The 16869-nt window shown below is 67.5% G+C and carries 16 protein-coding genes; 11 read left to right on the top strand and 5 right to left on the bottom strand.

Features of this window, described 5'->3' with window-relative positions:
- Nucleotides 1-93 precede the first annotated feature (93 nt).
- Nucleotides 94-777: a CDP-alcohol phosphatidyltransferase family protein gene (locus VF665_RS18035; protein WP_331054842.1), complete on the top strand. Its 684-nt coding sequence runs from the start codon at nt 94-96 to the stop codon at nt 775-777.
- 1 nt (nt 778) lies between these two features.
- Complete coding sequence (locus VF665_RS18030) at nt 779-2125, top strand: inositol-3-phosphate synthase (RefSeq protein ID WP_331054841.1); 1347 nt, start codon at nt 779-781, stop codon at nt 2123-2125.
- 775 nt (nt 2126-2900) lie between these two features.
- On the opposite strand, the gene VF665_RS18025 is transcribed toward VF665_RS18030, so the two are convergent.
- The 4 genes from VF665_RS18025 to VF665_RS26020 all read right to left on the bottom strand — a co-directional run bounded on the left by VF665_RS18025 (nt 2901) and on the right by VF665_RS26020 (nt 7221).
- Complete coding sequence (locus VF665_RS18025) at nt 2901-3281, bottom strand: hypothetical protein (protein ID WP_331054840.1); 381 nt, start codon at nt 3279-3281, stop codon at nt 2901-2903.
- Entirely contained in the window at nt 3278-4231 is a 954-nt protein-coding gene (locus VF665_RS18020) for a hypothetical protein (RefSeq protein ID WP_331054839.1), read from the bottom strand. The genes VF665_RS18025 and VF665_RS18020 overlap by 4 nt, the downstream gene beginning before the upstream one ends.
- 416 nt (nt 4232-4647) lie before the next feature.
- Nucleotides 4648-5505 carry a hypothetical protein gene (locus tag VF665_RS18015; protein ID WP_331054838.1) on the bottom strand — a complete coding sequence of 286 codons (858 nt, stop codon included), beginning with the start codon at nt 5503-5505 and terminating at the stop codon, nt 4648-4650.
- Between the two features lie 801 nt (nt 5506-6306).
- Nucleotides 6307-7221, bottom strand: coding sequence for a tetratricopeptide repeat protein (locus VF665_RS26020; RefSeq protein ID WP_414679036.1), 915 nt, complete (start codon nt 7219-7221; stop codon nt 6307-6309).
- Nucleotides 7222-8175: 954 nt separating this feature from the next.
- Here VF665_RS26020 and VF665_RS18010 point away from each other — a divergent pair.
- Genes VF665_RS18010 through VF665_RS18000 form a run of 3 tightly spaced genes read left to right on the top strand, consistent with a single transcriptional unit; the run spans nt 8176 to nt 11686 of the window.
- Nucleotides 8176-8664 carry a plasmid mobilization protein gene (locus VF665_RS18010; RefSeq protein WP_331054837.1) on the top strand — a complete coding sequence of 163 codons (489 nt, stop codon included), beginning with the start codon at nt 8176-8178 and terminating at the stop codon, nt 8662-8664.
- Nucleotides 8661-10577 (top strand): relaxase/mobilization nuclease domain-containing protein, encoded by a 1917-nt coding sequence (locus VF665_RS18005; protein ID WP_331054836.1) that lies wholly within the window; start codon nt 8661-8663, stop codon nt 10575-10577. Before VF665_RS18010 ends, VF665_RS18005 begins: the two co-directional genes overlap by 4 nt.
- The gene (locus VF665_RS18000) at nt 10574-11686 is read left to right on the top strand and encodes a hypothetical protein (protein ID WP_331054835.1); all 1113 of its coding nucleotides are present in this window, start codon (nt 10574-10576) and stop codon (nt 11684-11686) included. Before VF665_RS18005 ends, VF665_RS18000 begins: the two co-directional genes overlap by 4 nt.
- A gap of 11 nt (nt 11687-11697) precedes the next feature.
- Here the strand turns inward: VF665_RS18000 and VF665_RS17995 are convergent, their stop codons facing one another.
- Complete coding sequence (locus VF665_RS17995; RefSeq protein WP_331054834.1) at nt 11698-12084, bottom strand: hypothetical protein; 387 nt, start codon at nt 12082-12084, stop codon at nt 11698-11700.
- 512 nt (nt 12085-12596) lie between these two features.
- Between VF665_RS17995 and VF665_RS17990 the strand changes: the two genes are divergently transcribed.
- The 6 genes from VF665_RS17990 to VF665_RS17965 form a co-directional block, all read left to right on the top strand.
- Nucleotides 12597-12965: a hypothetical protein gene (locus VF665_RS17990; protein ID WP_331054833.1), complete on the top strand. Its 369-nt coding sequence runs from the start codon at nt 12597-12599 to the stop codon at nt 12963-12965.
- Between the two features lie 180 nt (nt 12966-13145).
- Entirely contained in the window at nt 13146-14387 is a 1242-nt protein-coding gene (locus VF665_RS17985; RefSeq protein ID WP_331054832.1) for a site-specific integrase, read from the top strand.
- Between the two features lie 297 nt (nt 14388-14684).
- Nucleotides 14685-15341 carry a YigZ family protein gene (locus tag VF665_RS17980; protein WP_331054831.1) on the top strand — a complete coding sequence of 219 codons (657 nt, stop codon included), beginning with the start codon at nt 14685-14687 and terminating at the stop codon, nt 15339-15341.
- 98 nt (nt 15342-15439) lie between these two features.
- Nucleotides 15440-15832, top strand: a complete 393-nt coding sequence (locus VF665_RS17975) for a Minf_1886 family protein (protein WP_331054830.1) — start codon at nt 15440-15442, stop codon at nt 15830-15832.
- A 158-nt stretch (nt 15833-15990) separates the two neighbouring features.
- Nucleotides 15991-16188, top strand: a complete 198-nt coding sequence (locus VF665_RS17970) for a hypothetical protein (RefSeq protein WP_170035654.1) — start codon at nt 15991-15993, stop codon at nt 16186-16188.
- A gap of 75 nt (nt 16189-16263) precedes the next feature.
- On the top strand, nt 16264-16869 hold a 606-nt coding region (locus VF665_RS17965), incomplete at its 3' end, for an NAD(P)H-hydrate epimerase (protein WP_331054829.1).

The raw sequence follows: 16869 nt of genomic DNA, 5'->3' as shown, positions 1-16869 counted from the left end.
TGATGATGCGGGTGCAGGAAGAGATCGAAAAGGGGATCCAGGCGGGGGAGCAGAGCCGCATCATCCTCCCCTCGTGACCGGCGCCCCGCAGGCATGAAGATCCAGCCCAGCGCCTGGCGCGAGCAGGGAACACGCCTGCTGAACCCCCTGCTGGACCTGTTCGTCCGGTCGGGGCTCTCGCCCAACGTCATCACCACCATCGGCTTTCTGGTGACGGCGGGGGCGGGCGTGTCGTACTTCTTTGGACGGCTTCAGCTGGGCGGCCTGCTGGTGCTGCTGGGCGGGCTGTTCGACGTGATCGACGGCTACGTGGCCCGCAAGCGCGGGCTGAGCACCCTGTTCGGCTCGTTCTACGACAGCACCCTGGACCGCATCAGCGAGGTGGTGGTGCTGCTGGGCGTGCTGTCGCTGTACAACGGCGACTACCCCACCCTGGGCGAGCCGTGGATGGTGTACGTGGTGGCCCTGGCGCTGGCGGGGTCGCTTCTGGTGTCGTATACCCGGGCCCGCGCGGAGGGGCTGGGCATCGACTGCCGGGTGGGGCTCATGCAGCGCGCCGAGCGCATTCTGCTGCTGGGCATCGCCACCCTGTTCTTTGGCAGCTGGGAGAACGGCGTGGTGCTTACGTGGGTGATGATCGCCATGGCGGCCCTCACCAACCTCACGGCACTGTACCGCATCTACTGGGTTTATCGACACACCCGGGCCCCCGCGGCCCCGCCCGCGGCGACGCCCAAGCGGCGCCAGGCCAAATCACCCGTAAAAGAGTCAATCTGACGTGCGGAACGAACAGCACTCGCCGCGCCCCGCCGAGGGGCGGCTCGGCATTCTGCTCCCGGGTCTCGGAGCCGTAAGCACCACCTTCATCGCCGGCGTGGAACTGGTGCGGCGCGGCATTTCGCGCCCCATCGGCAGCGTGACGCAGATGGGCACCATCCGCCTGGGCAAGCGCACCGAGAACCGCGTGCCCAAGATCGGGGACTTCGTGCCCCTGGCCTCGCTGAACGACGTGGTGTTCGGCGCGTGGGACCCGTTCCCGGCCAACGCGTACGAGAGCGCGCTGGTGAGCGGCGTGCTGAACCGGCACGAGCACATCGAGCCCATCGCCGACTTTCTGATGGGCATCGAGCCCATGAAGGCGGTATTCGACCAGAACTACGTCAAGAAGCTGGAGGGCACGCACGTCAAGCCCGGCACCAGCAAGCGGGCGTGGGCCGAGGCGCTGCGCGAGGACATCCGCACCTTCAAGGCCGAGAAGGGGTGCGACCGTCTGGTGATGGTGTGGTGCGGCAGCACCGAGATCTACATCAAGCAGAGCGAGGTCCACCAGACCATCGAGGCCTTCGAGGCCGCGATTGACGCGGACCATCCCGACATCGCCCCCTCCATGCTATACGCCTACGCGGCCATCATGGAAGGCGTTCCGTACGCCAACGGCGCGCCCAACCTGTCGGTGGACTTTCCGGCGCTCATGAAGCTGGCCGAGGAGCGCGGCGTGCCCATCGCGGGCAAGGACTTCAAGACGGGCCAGACGCTGATGAAGACCATCATCGCGCCGGGGCTCAAGGCCCGCATGCTGGGGCTGGACGGCTGGTTCAGCACCAACATCCTGGGCAACCGCGACGGCGAGGTGCTGGACGATCCGGGCTCCTTCAAGACCAAGGAGGAGAGCAAGCTGTCGGTGCTGGAGCACATCCTTCAGCCGTCGACCTATCCGGAGCTGTACGGCAAGTTCAGCCACGTGGTGCGGATCAACTACTATCCGCCGCGCGGCGACGCCAAGGAAGGCTGGGACAACATCGACATCCGCGGGTGGCTGGACTACCCGATGCAGATCAAGGTGGACTTCCTTTGCCGCGACAGCATTCTGGCCGCGCCGATCGTCCTGGACCTGGCGCTGTTCCTGGACCTGGCGTCGCGCGCGGGGATGGGCGGCATTCAGGAGTGGCTGTCGTTCTACCTCAAGAGCCCGCTGGCGGCCGAGGGGCTGTACCCGGAGCACGACCTGTTCATTCAGCAGATGAAGCTCAAGAACACGCTGCGCTGGATGATGGGCGAGGACCAGATCACGCACCTGGGGCTGGACTACTACCTCGAGGACGCGAACACCATGGCCGGGGTCTGACGGCTGCGGGTTGAGGATGAACGGAACCCGGCTTCGCGCGTGCGCGGGGCCGGGTTCTTTGTTTGACGGCAGTACGAAAGTACGAAAGTACGAAAGTGGGTCCGGCGCGGCGGCCGGGTGTGGCCCTCACCCGGCTCGCTAAAGCTCGCCACCCTCTCCCACGAACGGATGTGGGAGAGGGGGCACACGGCAACCGCGGTACGGTGCCGGTCGGAGGGGTTTGGCGCGGCGGAGAGTGGCCCCCATCCCCAGCCCTTCCCCCAAAAAAACCTGGGGGAAGGGAGCACTGGGTACACGCTCCAGAGTTTGTCGCCCGGATCAACCCTCCCCCAGAGGTTACACCGTGCAAGTCGGGAAAGCAAAATGCAGGCGCGAGAACGATTTTTCTGCGGCGCACGCGCAACCTGCACGCCGAAATCGCGACTTTTCGCAGCCTGCACGCTGTTGATGACACCTCAGTTGACACCTACGGACACCAGCGGTTCCGCCTGCTTGCTGCGAACGGCAGGCGGGCGGGGCCGGTCTGAACACTTCTGACCCGCTGACCTGTAAAGTCGTATCCGGCCGGAAAACCGAAAGGCCGATTCGCGAAAAAATCGGAACGGCAGGCTCTGGGGGGACAAGCCCCCCGCTCGCCTGCCGTGTGCCGGGTGAGGTGCCATGACTGCGCAGCCCGCGAACCATCCGGGAGAAGGTGCGCGGGCTGCGGTACATCAGGTTCAGGTCCACCGCATCTTGATGCCCCACGCCGAGAAGCGCCGGGACCGTGACCCCGTTACGTCAACGCGTGGAGTCCGATCCGCAGCCACAGGAGCACCACAATCGTCAGTATCGCCCACGTGGGCGGGGCGCGGCGCCGGTGTACAACCTGAGCCGCACACCACGCCATCAACAGCCAACCAGCAAGAAGGATCACTGGAGCGATCGCCTCACTCACCGGCTCGGAAGTGCCGGCTAGATGCTTCAGTCCGATCCACAAGAGAACGCGGGTCTGATCCGCGATCCCAACGATTGCCCCGACCCCAACCACGAGCATCAGCCGCCGGAAGTAGCGCTCCTTGTGACCGCCCTCACGGCTGCCCCGATCCTGCATCATCGTGCCTCCATCCTGCATCATCGCGTTCTCCCGGTTATCGGGTACGCTGTGGCCGTTCATGGCGTAGGCAGAAACGCGCTGGCGCCGCAAGCCACGGCCGCGCCCAAGAGCGCGAAGCCCGTCATATCCGTCCCCCCCTTCACGGCACCGATCGCCGCGTCGAGCCGCTGTCTAGCGAGGTCCAGTCGCAACTCGTAAACCTCCACGGTGGCTTGTGAGACGCTACCAGGATTCGCATAGATTGCGTCGAGGATGCGCTTCGCGGACTCGTAGTCCTTTTGAGCGGCCCACCACTCCGTGAACAAGTTCCCTACTTGGTTGATCGTATACACGCTCCCGGTAACCGCGAGTACGCACGCGGCGAACGTAAGCGGACCCTGCTCGTAAGGAGATGTCGCAGCAGGATCGCCACCACCCCCTCCGGTACTGCCGCCCGTCCAGCCCGTGCCACTATCACTGCCACAGATCCCGAAATCGTAGCACTGATCGTGATCCTCGGGCTTTTCGTCGCAGTTCGGGTAGGTGTTACCGCCCACACACGCAGTCACCGTGATGGGATTGAGGAGGCACCCGGCCTTTCCGCACGGGTCTTCCTCACTCATCAGACTGAGGGTTTTCTCGGGCGAACGCTGGACCCGGAAAATCCGATCCATGCGGCGGGCCGCGTTCTCCGTGGCCGGTATGACGCACGTCGCCTCGAAGACAAGCGAATCGCCCGCGTAACCCCTGTACTGGTACATGCGACGGCGCCCGCTAAGATGCAAATCCGACTCGGGGAAGTTAACGACCGACTCCCGGCTGCGAAAGCCACCAAATCCGTCGGGAATCTGCACCCAGCAGGGCAACGAGGTCAGCCCGTTCGCGGTGCCCTGCGGCGAGACGGCTGCGTTCGTTGCGATCATCCCGACCGGCTCGGGACTGGAACTCGGCGCCGTAGGGGAGTCGGCACACGCGGCCGCCAGCAGGAGCACGCCGAGCGAAAGCACATGCTGTAGGAAGCGGGACTGCATTGAACACCTCACATCGTTGAAGTTTGTCAGTGACTGCGCCTCGCATCCGGGGTTGCAGGGGTGCCCCCCTCAGATGATTCCACACCCGCGCCGATCTGCGCTCGGGTTTGCGGCCAAGCCTTTGTCCTCCTTTCCCGCTGCTCATGATGCTAAGGACCCAGTGAACGTGAACTCCCCAACCGAGCGGTTGATGGGGGGCACGCGCCCGAAATGGCGGTAAAACTGGATTTGTTACTCTCTATGAGCACGAGTCGCCCGCAGAGTGCGAAGCCACGTAGGCGGCGCGTGTCCTGCCGCGACGTACAGCCGTTCAAGTTCCGCCAGAAGGAACCCCGCAGCGTTGGGCCGCTGTTCCTCCGCGAATCCCTGCAGCAGCGTATCCAGCGCGTTCCCGCACGTACGCGCGTCGAACTCCTTCATGGCGGGCATGCGGGGTCAGGACCACGCCCGGAGCGGTCCGGGCGCCACCGCCGTTCGTGGCGCCCAATCGCGCCAACCAGCCGTTCCGCCTTCGCCGTATCTCCGCGAGCCAGTGCGATCCGCCGCAGCCCGTACAGGGCTTGCAAACGTGCGTCAGGCAAAGTGAACCTTTTGCCAGCTTTGTACGCTTTCCGGTCGTACCGTTCGGCCCGGGGGATTCCGCCAGCCAGCCCCTCGTAGACGGACCCCAATTCACTGAGAGCGACGGTGTACGCCGCCAGGTTCTTCTCCTGGCGGGCCAGCGCCAACGCGCGGCGTAGCCACGTGCCCGCGCGCACGGCCTGCCCGGCTTCGGCCGCGCAGATTCCCGTGTGGAGTGCTGCTTCTGAAAATGCCGGAGATGCAAGCGCGCCTGCTTGCGCGAACGCCAATGCCGTATGCGGCCGGGCCGAGGTTCGCGCCCAAGCCGCGATTTCAAGGCAGCAGATCATCACTGTGTCAGCGTCGGCATTTCCGCCCAGCATCAGCATGCTGTTGAGCGTATCGACCGGGCGTGCAATCGCGTCCGGCAGCCCGGCGGCGGTGAGCCGGGCAAGCCGGAGAGCGTCACTTCCGACTGCAAAGAGTTGGTCGCGGCTCTCCGGTGGGGTCGCGGCCCACAACGCTACATCTCGCACCGTTCGCCAGAGCACCAGACCCAAGTCCCCGTTGGACTCGCACAGCACTCGTTCCCCTTCAAGCCTTTCGGCGGGATCGTACAGCAGGGCGGGAGGCACATGCCACTTTCGGGGCTGGATGTACTGCCGCGAAGCGGTCTTGCTCGCTGGACCTTTGTCGGCTTTCCGTCTGGTCATTTGTAAGCCGATCTCTTAATTCCCGCTGCCAAAGAATCCACCGTTGTGCTCCGTCTTCGGAAAGTGCATCCGGCGCGGAGACTCCAGCTCCTCCCCCCCGCCTTCGCCCGGCTGGTTCGAGTCGCTGGAAGGCCGCGCTTGGCTGACTGCTGAATCGTGCCGGGGGACCCTTCCGTCGTCAGGCTGCTTTGCTTCCGTAGTGTTCCCCGGCTCCGCACAGCCCGCAGCATTGTGATCCATGCTCATCGCAGCCCCGCGCCTACTTGGCTCTACTCATCATGTACTGTTAGCGGTGCCCCGGCGCGCGGCTCGATCCACGAACCAAGGCGCGCCCAGCTACGCCGCTCGTACGCCCCCGCGCTAACAGTTTAGCCGGTGCCGGTACGGGCAGGAGTTGTCGGCAAGAGGCTCCGGGCGGAAGCTGGCGGGTTGTGTATGATCACCGGAGTATTAGCTTCCGGTTCGCAACGCGACTGCGTTGCGGAAGTGGGCCGAGCATCCCACGTCCCTATCCGCTACGAGGTAGACGATGATGATGAAGACACGCGTGTTTCTTGCGGCGGCACTGCTGCTTCTCCTACCGGCCGCCTGTGTGGAGGTACCCACCGGGGCAACTCGGCATGGGGCAGCGAAGCCCGCCTATACGAACGGTGTTCACACGTTCGGCTCCGGAAATCGCGCCGGGGGGGGAGCCGACTCAACGACTGTGGCCGCCGACCGATACGGAACGACGGCCACCAGTGCTGATTCGACAGCGGAGGACAACGGCGTACACACGTTGGGTTCCGGTAACTAGGCCCGCTACCTCGCCGGAGGGGGGCGCGCACCGGGCGTCGGCCCCTTCCAGCGACGGAGCCGAGCCTTGTACGTCTGCACTAACTCTGCTAACTCCGCTTCCTTTGGATTGAGGGTCGCAGCCCCTTGCTGGCGCATCCGGATTGCTTGCAGCAACTCGCGCGACTCGCGTTCGGTTCCCGTGTCCCCCCATTCTCGCGCTGCATCCGCAGCAGCTTGGGCATATCGCTCGGCACGCTCCCATTCGCCCGTAGCGCGAGCAGCCTCCGCAAGGTGAGTCATCGCTGGCGCGGAGTATTCGGTCGCGGGTCCAATCGCACGGACCGTGCGTTCCTCCGCCACCAAGAAGCGTTCGCGCTCACCACTCGCCGCAGCAGCCCATGCCTGGGTAGACCAGACCAGTGCCGCTTCTTCAGGACGAGTGAAGTATCGCGGTAGCATCTGAAGCAATTCCAGCGCGGGACGGAAATACAAGCACCGTATCAACAGGAACGCGAAGTCGTGCGCTGCATAAGGAAAGCGCGGGTGCTTGGGACCGTAGAAGTCCACCGCGCCGCGCGCGTGCACTAGGGCCATTGGGTACTGGCCGAGTTCCGCGAGCACCGCGAATAGATCGTGGTTGGCCTCGGCGGCAAGCGCCCGCCGATCCCTCCTAGTGGAACGCTTGACAGCTTTCTTGAAGTAGCGCGCTGCCTCGTGCGGTCTTCCCTGTACCTGCAAGAGTCGACCGAGCCCTAGTAGACTCCTTACGGCAGTGTTGATCAGCGCTCGCCGTTCTCCGCTTTTGGCGATCTTGAATCCGCGCTCGTACCAGTCATGGGAGCGGGTGTGCTCACCGGCGGCGCGGCAAGCTCGCCCCGCGACGTTGCACCGTGCCGCGCTTCCGAGGTCAGCGTGTGCGGCGAGTTCCGCAAAGTGCATAGCTGTCCGTATCAACGAACGTTCTTCAGCCCACGCAAATACTTCGTGACAAGCCTCCGCCAACTGGAGTTCGCCTACGGATTCCGGGGCGCGCTGCAACTGATCAAATACTGTCAGCGGCGTAGCGAGTCCCGGCGCTTCCGACGCGGCGGTTGCGTACCTGTCCGCGATCACTGGCGAATACGGTGAGAGTAGGTGCGAACGCTTGTCGGGGTCGCTCGCTAACCACAGGCGAGTGATCCGGAGAACTCGCCACAACGTGTGACCGAGTGGCGTGTCCACCGCTCCGCGTTCGTCCACTGCGTCGAACTCGTTTACCCAGTAAGGCGGGCGGGGCGGGGGCGGGATGATCTCTCTCCCCCGGCTCACTTGCTGATCGGCCATTCCGCTAGACACCCAAGATTGCTCTGCAAGGTTAAGCTGCGCTTTTCATCCCAAAGTGTACGCCCCCACAACAGAGTACGACGCGGAGAGCTTCAATGCAAACAGTGTCTTATTCCGGGTATGAATGACTTCCTACCACGCCGCCCTGTGTTCGGCAGATAGGCACCGCGCTCAATCCTGAACCATGAACAGCATACGCCGCCGTCGCTATCCAGCGACGGCGGCTTTTTGCTGTTCAGCCCCCGGTCAGCATCCCGCGCCGGATTAGGACGGGGTTAACCATGCGTTTCCGATGGGTGAGGCGGCCGGTTCCGCAGAACGCTTTGGCGCACGTCGCGGTACCTCGTGTGGGGGCGGCGAACACCGGGAGCCAGCAATGGGAAAAAGGCGCCTATGTGCTTCGCTTCGCTCGCAGGCGCCTTTTTCCCCGCTGGCTTTTCGCTCCGCTCAAAGGGTGCGCGCGCTCCGCGAACGGGGGGAACTGAAAGCCCGCGCAGGGGGTGCGGGGTATCAACAGAGGCGCCTATCCGCCCCGCAGCCCTCGCAACAGCCACGACCGACGAGCACCCGATGCGCGCCAAACGCACCATCCGCAGACCCACCCGATGGACCCAGGACGAGTGGCGCCGCGTCGAGGACGCGGCCCGCGCGCGGCGCGTGCCGCCCGCCCGGTTCATTCGTGAGGCGGTGCTGGGTGCGGTGGCGGGCGGCGGGCCGCTGGCTGCGCCGCGCCGCCGCCGCGTCCGTGACGAGCTGGTGCACCAGCTCGGGCGCGTGCTGAACAACCTGCGGCAGTTGGAACGGCTCGCCGTCGAGGACGGCAACGACATTGTGGAGCACGTGACCGCCGCAACGGCTCAGGAGACGGAGGCCGCGATCCGGCGCGCACCCACGCGCGCAGGAGACGCCGGGCCGCTGGTGGTCCAACTGATCGACATTGGGCGCGCGCTGAATGAAGTCGCCCACCGGGCGAACACGGACGAGGCGTTGCCGCCGGACGAGGAAGTGACTCAGGCCGTTACGGCGGTTTTCGCCTTTGTCTCGCGGGCACTCGCATGATCGGCAAGGCGTACAAGCTGGGGACCGGGTTCAAGGGGCTGGCCGCGTATCTGGAACGGGGCCGCGCCGACGCGTTGCAGCCGGACCGGGTTGACTGGATCGAGTCGCGCAACCTGCCCACCCGCGACCCGGAAACGGCGTCGCGTCTCATGGCCGCCACGGCCCGCGATTCCGAGCGCGTGCGGAAGCCCGTCTACCATTTCTCCATCAGCTTCGACCCGGCCGACCCGGTGAACCGCGAGACGATGCGCCGCGTTGCGGACCGCACGCTCCGCGATCTCGGGTTGCATGAGCACCAGGTGCTGATTGTCGCGCACCGGGACCGGCAGCATCCGCACGTTCACGTCATGGTGAACACGGTCCACCCGGAGAGCCGCCGGGCGTGGTCCAACTCGTGGGATTATCGCCGGATTGAAAGCAGCCTGCGCGCGCAGGAGGCCGAATTGGGATTGCGCATCGTGCCGGGCAAGCACGCGCCGGTGCCGGAGCATGCGCGCGACCGGATGGAGCGCGCGCCCGTGCAGCGCGTGCGAGGCGATGGAGAGTTCTTGCAGCGCGTCCGCACCGAGGCCGCCCCGCACTTCGCTGGTGCGCGGTCGTGGGGCGAGTTGGAGCGCGGCTTAGCCGAGCGCGGGCTGTCCCTGCGGATGAAGGGCCGGGGGATGGTCGTGACCGATGGCACGCGCGAGGTGAAGGCGTCCGAGGTGGACGCCGCCGCGTCCCGCTTCCGGCTGGAGCGCCGGTTGGGATCGTACACCGACTACCGCGCGCGTCAGGCGGTGGCCGGGCGTACGCTGGACGCGCGCACCGTAGAACCGGCGCCGCGCCCCATTCCGACCGGAATGCAGCCCCGCGCCCCGGAACGCGGCCCCCACGTCGAGCGCGCGCCCGCGCCGGCCGTCACGCCGGCGCGTCCGGCGCCTGCACCTTCGCCCGTCCCGCGCACGCGGCCGCGCAGCGCCACGGAGGCCGCGCGCGACTTCTCGCGCGAGGTGCGCGCCCTCTACGCCGATCCCGCAGCCGCGCGCCGCGCGTTCCTGTCGGCCGCCGAGCGGCGCGGCGCGGACCGCGCCGCCGCCGCGCTCCGCGACGAGCCGCACCGGTTCGGCGCACTGCGCCCCGGCGCCGACCCGGCCCGCAGCGCCCATGCGGCGGATGCCGCCTACGACTACGCCCACGCCCACGCCGTGCACGAGCGGGGCGCGCTGAAACAGGCCGCCGCGTTGCTCCGCGAAGTGGATGCGCACCAGCAGCGCGAGCGCGCCGTGGGGCGGCTGGCGGACGAGGCCGCGCGCGCGGCGCGTGAACCCGCCCGGCTGGCCGATCTGCGGCGCGCCGGGCGGGACGCGGCGCGCCGCTTCCGCGACGATGCCGCCCAGGTATTCGCCGACCCCGCCCGCGCCGTGCGCGCCGTGGCCGCCCATCGTGCCCGGTTCGGCGCGGAGCAGACCGAGCGCGCGATCCGCGAAGCGCCGGACCGCTTCGGGGCGCTCCGCGGAGCGCCCGCCCCGCGGTTCTTCGGCATCGTCCGCGGCACCAGCTACGACGCAGCCCGCGAGCACGCCCGGGCGCTGGCCGACACGTTCCGCCGCGCGGACGTGGCGCATGCGGCGCGCCCCCGCGTGGGCGATCTGCACCGCGCCGTCGCCGGTGCGCGGGGCGCCGCGCGCGAACTGGAAATCGCACGCGGCGCTGTGCGCCCGCTCAACGTGCAGGGCCACGTCCGCGAAGCCGCATCCCGCCTCATGGCCGCGCAGATCGGGAAGGGGCCGGAGATGGCCGCGCAGCTTGCCCAACGCATGCTGCCGATGGTTTCCAAGTCCGCCGTGCAGTTCGTCCGGCAGGCGGTGCAGTTGGGCAAGGTGATGGCGATGGGGCAGGACCACGAACGCGAGCGGGGGTTGAGCCGATGACCAAAAACAAGCAGCCCCAGCCCCCGGCCCAGCCCACGCGCGAGCGCGCGCTGTACGTGGCGGCGGCCCGCGTCTACGCCAACGCGTTCCGGGCCACGTTCGTAGACCCGGTGCGCGCCCGGCGCCTGTTCCGCGAAGCCGTGGAGTGGAACACCCAGGACGGCGCGCTAAAGATGCTCGCGCTCTATCCGGACGAGTTCGGCCCGCGCATGGCGCGCCGGTTCGCGAGCGCCGTGCGGGATCCCGCGTTCATCTACTGGACCCAGCGGGAGAGGCGCCCCCGGCTCCTCCTCATCAAAGCGGCAGAGGCGCTGTACGCCGAGGACCGGAGGCGCGCACACATCGCCCGGCGTGAGGATGCCGCGAAGGAGGTGCAAACGCTCGCAGCCGCGCTACAGGACACACACGCCCGGCGCCGTCGCCAGCGGGATGCCGTACGCGAGATGGTGAAGGGGGCGGAGGCGGTCTACGCTCACCCGGCGCGCGCATGCCGCGTGATCCTCCGCACCGTACGGCGGCACGGCGTGCGTCGGACGCGCGCTCTGCTGGAGGCGTTGCCGCCGTTCTTCGGGCCGCTCCGCCTCGTGCCCGTGCCGTGCCTCTTTGGCCTGCTCTGGATGCCTACGGCGCACGAGGCCCGGAGCAGCGTCGCCGGTTTCCTCGCGAGTGGCTTTGATCCGGCCGCCGCCGCGCGCGGGGGTCTACAGCGCCCCCTCCGGCACAACCGCACGGGTAGCGTAGCACGCGCGATCAAACGCGAGTGGGATGCGCGTGCAGAGCACAGGCGCTTGGTGGACACGACACCGGAGCCGGGCGGGCTGGACGAGGCCGCCCGTCTGATCGCGATTCTGTGCCGCCGCCGCGACGTGGACGAGCCGCCCGCCGGGAAGGGGCCGCCGCCCATTCACGCACAGCTTGCCGCCATGCTGCCGGGCCACATGGCCGGGCTGATCGTGGAAGCGTTGAAGGCGAGCGCGAAGAAGTCCGGCGAAGCTCCCGAATGGGGGCGCGGCGAAGGGCTGGGTCTAGAACTGGCGCGCAGCTTGGGGCAGGAACTGAAATCCGCCCGTGGCTTAAGCCGGGGCCGGGGGGCAGGGTTGGAGCGGTGAGTGCGCGCATTTCAGTTCCGCAAGGCCGCCTTACTGCCAAGGACGAGAAGCGCGAGGTCGCGGGGGGTCAGAGGCTTTACGCGAACCACGGTGGTGCCGCACTTCCTCGCGTCCATAAGCAGTTCCGGACGTGCTTCGGAGGTTACTACGAATACGGGAAGCTGCCTCGTGCTGGTGCCCTCGGAAAGCGCACGGTGAAGATGGACGCCGCTTGGAAGGAGGAGGAGTTCCGTCACAACGGCCGAAATCGGCTCGCGTGCTGCGATTATGAACGCATCCGACACTTCGGCCGTTTCGATGACCTCAGCACCCATGAAACGCAGAATAGTGCCGTATACCTCACGGGAGTCGGAGTCCGGATCGCTCAGCAGAACGAGCGGGCGGGCGGGGTAGGACATTGGGGCTTTCTTGTGGCGAGAACCTGCAACTTGAATCTAACGCATACGCGTCCGATCTCCTACAGAGTGTGGGCGTGTCCCCCGCTGCGCGGGGGCCGGGCTTCGCGCGCAGTAGGGCGACAAACAACGTCGCCCAACTGCGCCGGGCCACACCGGCGGATCGGTGCGCGGGCGGGCGGCAGCGCGTCCGGCCCGATCCCGGTGTCAGGCCCGCCGGTCTGTCCCGGCCCTCCGGGCGCGAATCCCTCACGCGGTTACGCTGCGCTATCACCTGCGCTCGCAAGCTCGCTACGGTGGGCAGGTCGCCTGCGGCGGGCATCTGTGGGGGGCAGCGCCCCCCACACCCCCACGTTTCGCGCGGCAGGTGTGGTGCGGACGGAAGCCGGGTTGCGGCGCCCCGGCGCCAAGTGCACGGCAGGCCGGGCAGAACGGACAACAGCGGTTGCACGGTACATATCTCGGGGGCCGAGCGGCGGCCCCGGTGCAGCCACGCAGTATACGGGCAACCTGCAATGACCATCCGCGAACGTATCGAACGCTGGCGCGAGGACGCCGAGACATTGCGCCGCTGGGGCGCCATCGCTGGGGCCGCAGCGCTGGAACGTGCAGCCGCGGACTTGGAGGAGGACGCGCAGCGCGCCGCCGCCGCAGTGCTGGTGCATCCGGCCGCCACGGAGCCGCTTCCCGAACTGGTGGAGATGGGCACAGCCGTGGCCCTGTCCGGCTACACGCGCGGCCATCTGCGGCGGATGATGTTTGCGCGCACTTTGGCGAACTATGGGACGGATACGCGCCCGCTGTTTCGCGCGGCCGAATTGCCCCGCAAACCCGGCCACCGCGTGGGCCAGCCTGTTCCGGACGAAGTGCGGGAGGCGCAATGATTCCTGCAATGCATGCAATGACTGCAACCCCAAGGGAAGAACATGCGGGGGTATCGCTGAGGTTTCTACCTGAAACCAAGGCGCGCACCCGCAATGTTGCCCTTGACTATTGCACCCGATTTGCCTATATTAGAGGTGCAGGTTGCGCGTGCGCGCCCACTGGAGAAAGTGAGCATCCCCATGGCGCGTACTAAGAATCAGGCGTGGAGCTACAACGCCGGCGAGCGCGGCGAGAACTGGTGCCGCGCGTTTGAGAAGTGCCGGGGCGGGATCATCATGCTGGAATGGTTTGAGATGCCCCAGGACGAGCACGGAAAGCCCGTACGCGACCCTGAGACGGGTAAGCCCGTCAGGATCAAGACTCGCGAGAGCTTGGGCCACAGGGACCGCGACAAGGCCGAGATTGCCGCCAAGGAGAAGGCGAAGGCCCTGCGGGATGGATCGGCTACCGCTCGCGTTACGTCGCTCCGACAGTTGTTTGACCGCTATCTCAAGGAGGTTTCCCCGAACAAGGTGCAGACAACGCGCATCGGCAACGCACGCGCCGCGAAAATCTTTCTGGCCTACCTGCAGGACCGGGCCGACAAGGGAGAGAAGGAGCGCGGGCCGGAGCGCCATCCGTCCACGCTGGACAAAGCCGACTGGACAGGCTTCATTGCGGCCCGGCGGGATGGGAAGATCACCGGATGGCCCCGGCGCTGCCGGAACACGCAGATTCGCGGTGACTTGAAATTCGTGGTTGCGGTGCTCAATTGGGCGAGCGGGGCGGACGAGTCCGCGCCCTACTTTCTGAACCGCAATCCGTGGCGGGGGGAGCGCCGCCGGGTGCAACAGATGGTCATGCCGAAGGAGAAAGACCCGAGGCGCCCCGGCATCAGCGACGAGCAGCATGCGGCATTGCTGCGGCACTCCCCCGACTGGCGCTTTGCGCTTGTGGCGGTTCTGTGCCGGGAAACGCTGCACCGGGGGAACTCGGTGCGGCAGTTGCGGAAGGTCGATATTGACCGCGACCGCAACCGGATCAGGTGGCCCGGTGAGTACGACAAGACGGGACGTGAGCTTGTAAGCCCGCTCACCCCCGAAGCCGTGCGAGCACTTGATTCCGCCCCCACGCCGCCCGTCCTGTCGCCCTGGCTGATCCCGTCCGAGCAGGACCCCAGCCAACCCGTTTCACGGGGCGTGCTGGCGAACTGGATGCGGCAGGCGAAGAAGGCCGCAGGGATTACCGAGGAGTACGTGGGATTCCACGCCTACAAGCGCGCCGGAGTGCGGACGGAAGAATTCCGGAAACTTACGCCCAAGGTGCAGGAGCAGCTTACGGGCACGAGCCACGAAATTCTCCGCGAGGTGTACGACGAAGTACCGTACGAGGTGCTGCAACTGGCGATGGAGATTCTTGCGAATCAGCGCCGGATGGCCTGAAAGGGGCCTTTGACACCAACTGTTGACACCCTGCTTTCGGCGGCTGGACGGGGGAGAGGTTGTAAGTGGCACTCAGGGAAGCACTTAGCGAGCGCGGAGGCGCTTGCGCGGCCCGCCGCAAAAAACCTCCCCCAGTCTGTTTTGGGGAGGGTGGGCGAGTCATGCGAGCCCGGGTGGGGGCCGCCGTGAAGCCCGCCCCACGCACCGAAGCACGCCGTTCGCATTTTCTACTTTCGTACTTTCGTACTTTCGTACTGCAGTCCCGCACCCAGCACTCACGCACTCACGCACTCCGCCTTGTCCGACACCTTCCTCACCCTCGCCGCCCCGGCGGAGGCGCAGTTCAAGGAGAAAGCCTCCACCTTTCTGGCCCTCGCCGCGCCGGCGGCAAGCGAGGCGGAGGCGCGGGCGGTGCTCGCCGCGCGCGAGAAGCTGCACTGGGATGCCACGCACAACTGCTCCGCGTGGCTGCTGCGCGACGGCGTGCGCCGCGCGAACGACGCCGGAGAGCCGGGCGGCAGCGCCGGCGCGCCCATCCTGGCCGCCATCGAGGGCGCGGGCGTCACGGACTGCATCGTCATCGTTACGCGCTGGTACGGCGGCACCAAGCTGGGCGTCGGCGGCCTCGTGCGCGCCTATGGGGACGCGGCCGCGCAGGCGCTGGAAGGGGCGCCGCGTCTGCGCGGCACGTACGCGGAGCGCATCGCCATCACCTATCCGTATGCGCACACGGCGGCGGTCATGCGGGCGGTGGAGCGCGCGGCGGCGGAGGAGATGGAGCACGGCTACGCCCCCGCGGGCGACGCCGGAATCGTGCGGGTTTCCGTGCCGCGAAGCCGGGTGGAGGCCCTGGCAGACGAGTTGCGGGAAGCGACCGCGGGCGCCGTGGCGCCCGAACGGGAGGGCGAAACGGTGCTGTATCGGAACGCGGGCTCCGGATCGGCGTATTCCTAGCTGTACCCGCTCCGCACCCGTCTCGCGGAGCCCACGTTTTCCGTACCGGCCGCGCCTCGCGGCCGATTCGCGCCCGCAGGTCTGAAGGAGAACCACGGATGGATGGAGCCGTGCTCGCCGAGCCGATCATGGAGCGGTTGAGGAAACGCAACCCCGCGTACAACGAAACCGCCTACCTTTTTCTTCTCGCCGCCCTGCACTTCACCATCGAGCGCGCGGGAGAAGCCCGGCACATCACCGGCCGCGAACTGGCCGAGGGGTGCCGCGACCTGGCGATGGAGCGGTTCGGGCTGATGGCCCGCTCGGTCCTGGAGTTCTGGGGAATCCGCTCCACCCGTGACCTCGGCGAGATCGTCTTCGCCCTCGTGGAGTGCGGCGTGCTCGTCAAGCAGGAAGGCGACTGCGTTCACGACTTCGAGGATGTCTTCTGCTTCTGCGACGCCTTCGAGAGCAACTATCCCTGGTGCGCCCCGCGCGAACTGCAGACCTGACCCGCTCTTCCCCCTCTTCATCATGACACGCGCCCTTCCGGGGGCGATCTGGCACCGGGCATGGAACAGCCCTTGCGGCGCCGTGCGGCCGTCCGCGTGCGAGGGCGCACCGGCTCGGCGACCGTGGAGGGGTGGAACCTGAGGGGAGGGGACGTGCCATGCCGGACGAGCGCGAGTTTCCGCAGTGCCGAAAGTGCGACGAGGGCGTTCTGCTGCCGCTGTCCGATTACGGACGCGAAGGAGCGCCCATCACCTACAAGGCGTGGGTGTGCACCAACCCGGAGTGCGGCTTCAACATCCGCATCGACAACGGCGAAATCAGCTTTGGCCGCACCATCGGCCAGAGCTTCAAGTAACCGGGCCTGATCTCTGTCTGCAGCCCACGGCGCCCACGGTGCCGTGGGCTTTGTCTCATCCACCGCTTCCGTTCCATGCCCCAGCCCGCACCGTTTTTCGCCAGCGCCGACCTGCCCGTCCTGACCGCGGACGAGATGCGCGCGTGGGACTCGTCGTCCATCCAGCGCACCGGGATTCCCGAGCGGGTGCTGATGGAAACGGCCGCGCGCGCCGCGGCCTCCGTGGTCCAGCGGCTGGCCCCCGCCGGGCGCGTGGTGGTCGCCGTCGGCAGCGGCAACAACGGCGGGGACGCGCTGGTGCTCGCGCGCACGATGGCGGCGTGGGGCCGCGACGTGCTCGCCGTCCAGGTGGGCTCGCGGATGCCGGACGACGCGCTGCTGCACGGGTGGAGCGTGCCCGTCGTCGCGGCGGAGGGTGCGGCGGAGGCGTTCCGGGAGGCGGCGGTGATCGTGGATGGGTTGCTGGGGACGGGAGCCACCGGCGCGCCGCGCGAGGCGTACGCGGCAGCGATCCGCGCGATGAACGACGCCGGGCGGCCGGTCGTGGCGCTGGACGGCCCCTCCGGCGTGGACCTGTCGACGGGCGCAGCGCCGGGCGAGGCGGTGCGCGCGGCGGTGACGGTGACGTTCGGCGCGCCCAAGCGCGGGCTGCTCCTCTTTCCCGGCCGGACGCACGCGGGC

The organism is Longimicrobium sp. (assembly GCF_036387355.1).
Classification (GTDB): domain Bacteria; phylum Gemmatimonadota; class Gemmatimonadetes; order Longimicrobiales; family Longimicrobiaceae; genus Longimicrobium.
The sequence above is the reverse complement of the archived record's forward strand: the minus strand, read 5'-3'. Positions and strand labels throughout refer to the sequence as shown.

Bases quoted from the DNA above. Each gene is read 5' to 3' on its own strand.
- VF665_RS18035 (WP_331054842.1), top strand. From the start codon at position 94: ATGAAGATCCAGCCCAGCGCCTGGCGCGAGCAGGGAACACGCCTGCTG.
- VF665_RS18025 (WP_331054840.1), bottom strand. From the start codon at position 3,281: ATGAACGGCCACAGCGTACCCGATAACCGGGAGAACGCGATGATGCAG.
- VF665_RS18020 (WP_331054839.1), bottom strand. From the start codon at position 4,231: ATGCAGTCCCGCTTCCTACAGCATGTGCTTTCGCTCGGCGTGCTCCTG.
- VF665_RS18015 (WP_331054838.1), bottom strand. From the start codon at position 5,505: ATGACCAGACGGAAAGCCGACAAAGGTCCAGCGAGCAAGACCGCTTCG.
- VF665_RS26020 (WP_414679036.1), bottom strand. From the start codon at position 7,221: ATGCACTTTGCGGAACTCGCCGCACACGCTGACCTCGGAAGCGCGGCA.
- VF665_RS18010 (WP_331054837.1), top strand. From the start codon at position 8,176: ATGCGCGCCAAACGCACCATCCGCAGACCCACCCGATGGACCCAGGAC.
- VF665_RS18005 (WP_331054836.1), top strand. From the start codon at position 8,661: ATGATCGGCAAGGCGTACAAGCTGGGGACCGGGTTCAAGGGGCTGGCC.
- VF665_RS18000 (WP_331054835.1), top strand. From the start codon at position 10,574: ATGACCAAAAACAAGCAGCCCCAGCCCCCGGCCCAGCCCACGCGCGAG.
- VF665_RS17995 (WP_331054834.1), bottom strand. From the start codon at position 12,084: ATGTCCTACCCCGCCCGCCCGCTCGTTCTGCTGAGCGATCCGGACTCC.
- VF665_RS17990 (WP_331054833.1), top strand. From the start codon at position 12,597: ATGACCATCCGCGAACGTATCGAACGCTGGCGCGAGGACGCCGAGACA.
- VF665_RS17985 (WP_331054832.1), top strand. From the start codon at position 13,146: ATGGCGCGTACTAAGAATCAGGCGTGGAGCTACAACGCCGGCGAGCGC.
- VF665_RS17975 (WP_331054830.1), top strand. From the start codon at position 15,440: ATGGATGGAGCCGTGCTCGCCGAGCCGATCATGGAGCGGTTGAGGAAA.
- VF665_RS17970 (WP_170035654.1), top strand. From the start codon at position 15,991: ATGCCGGACGAGCGCGAGTTTCCGCAGTGCCGAAAGTGCGACGAGGGC.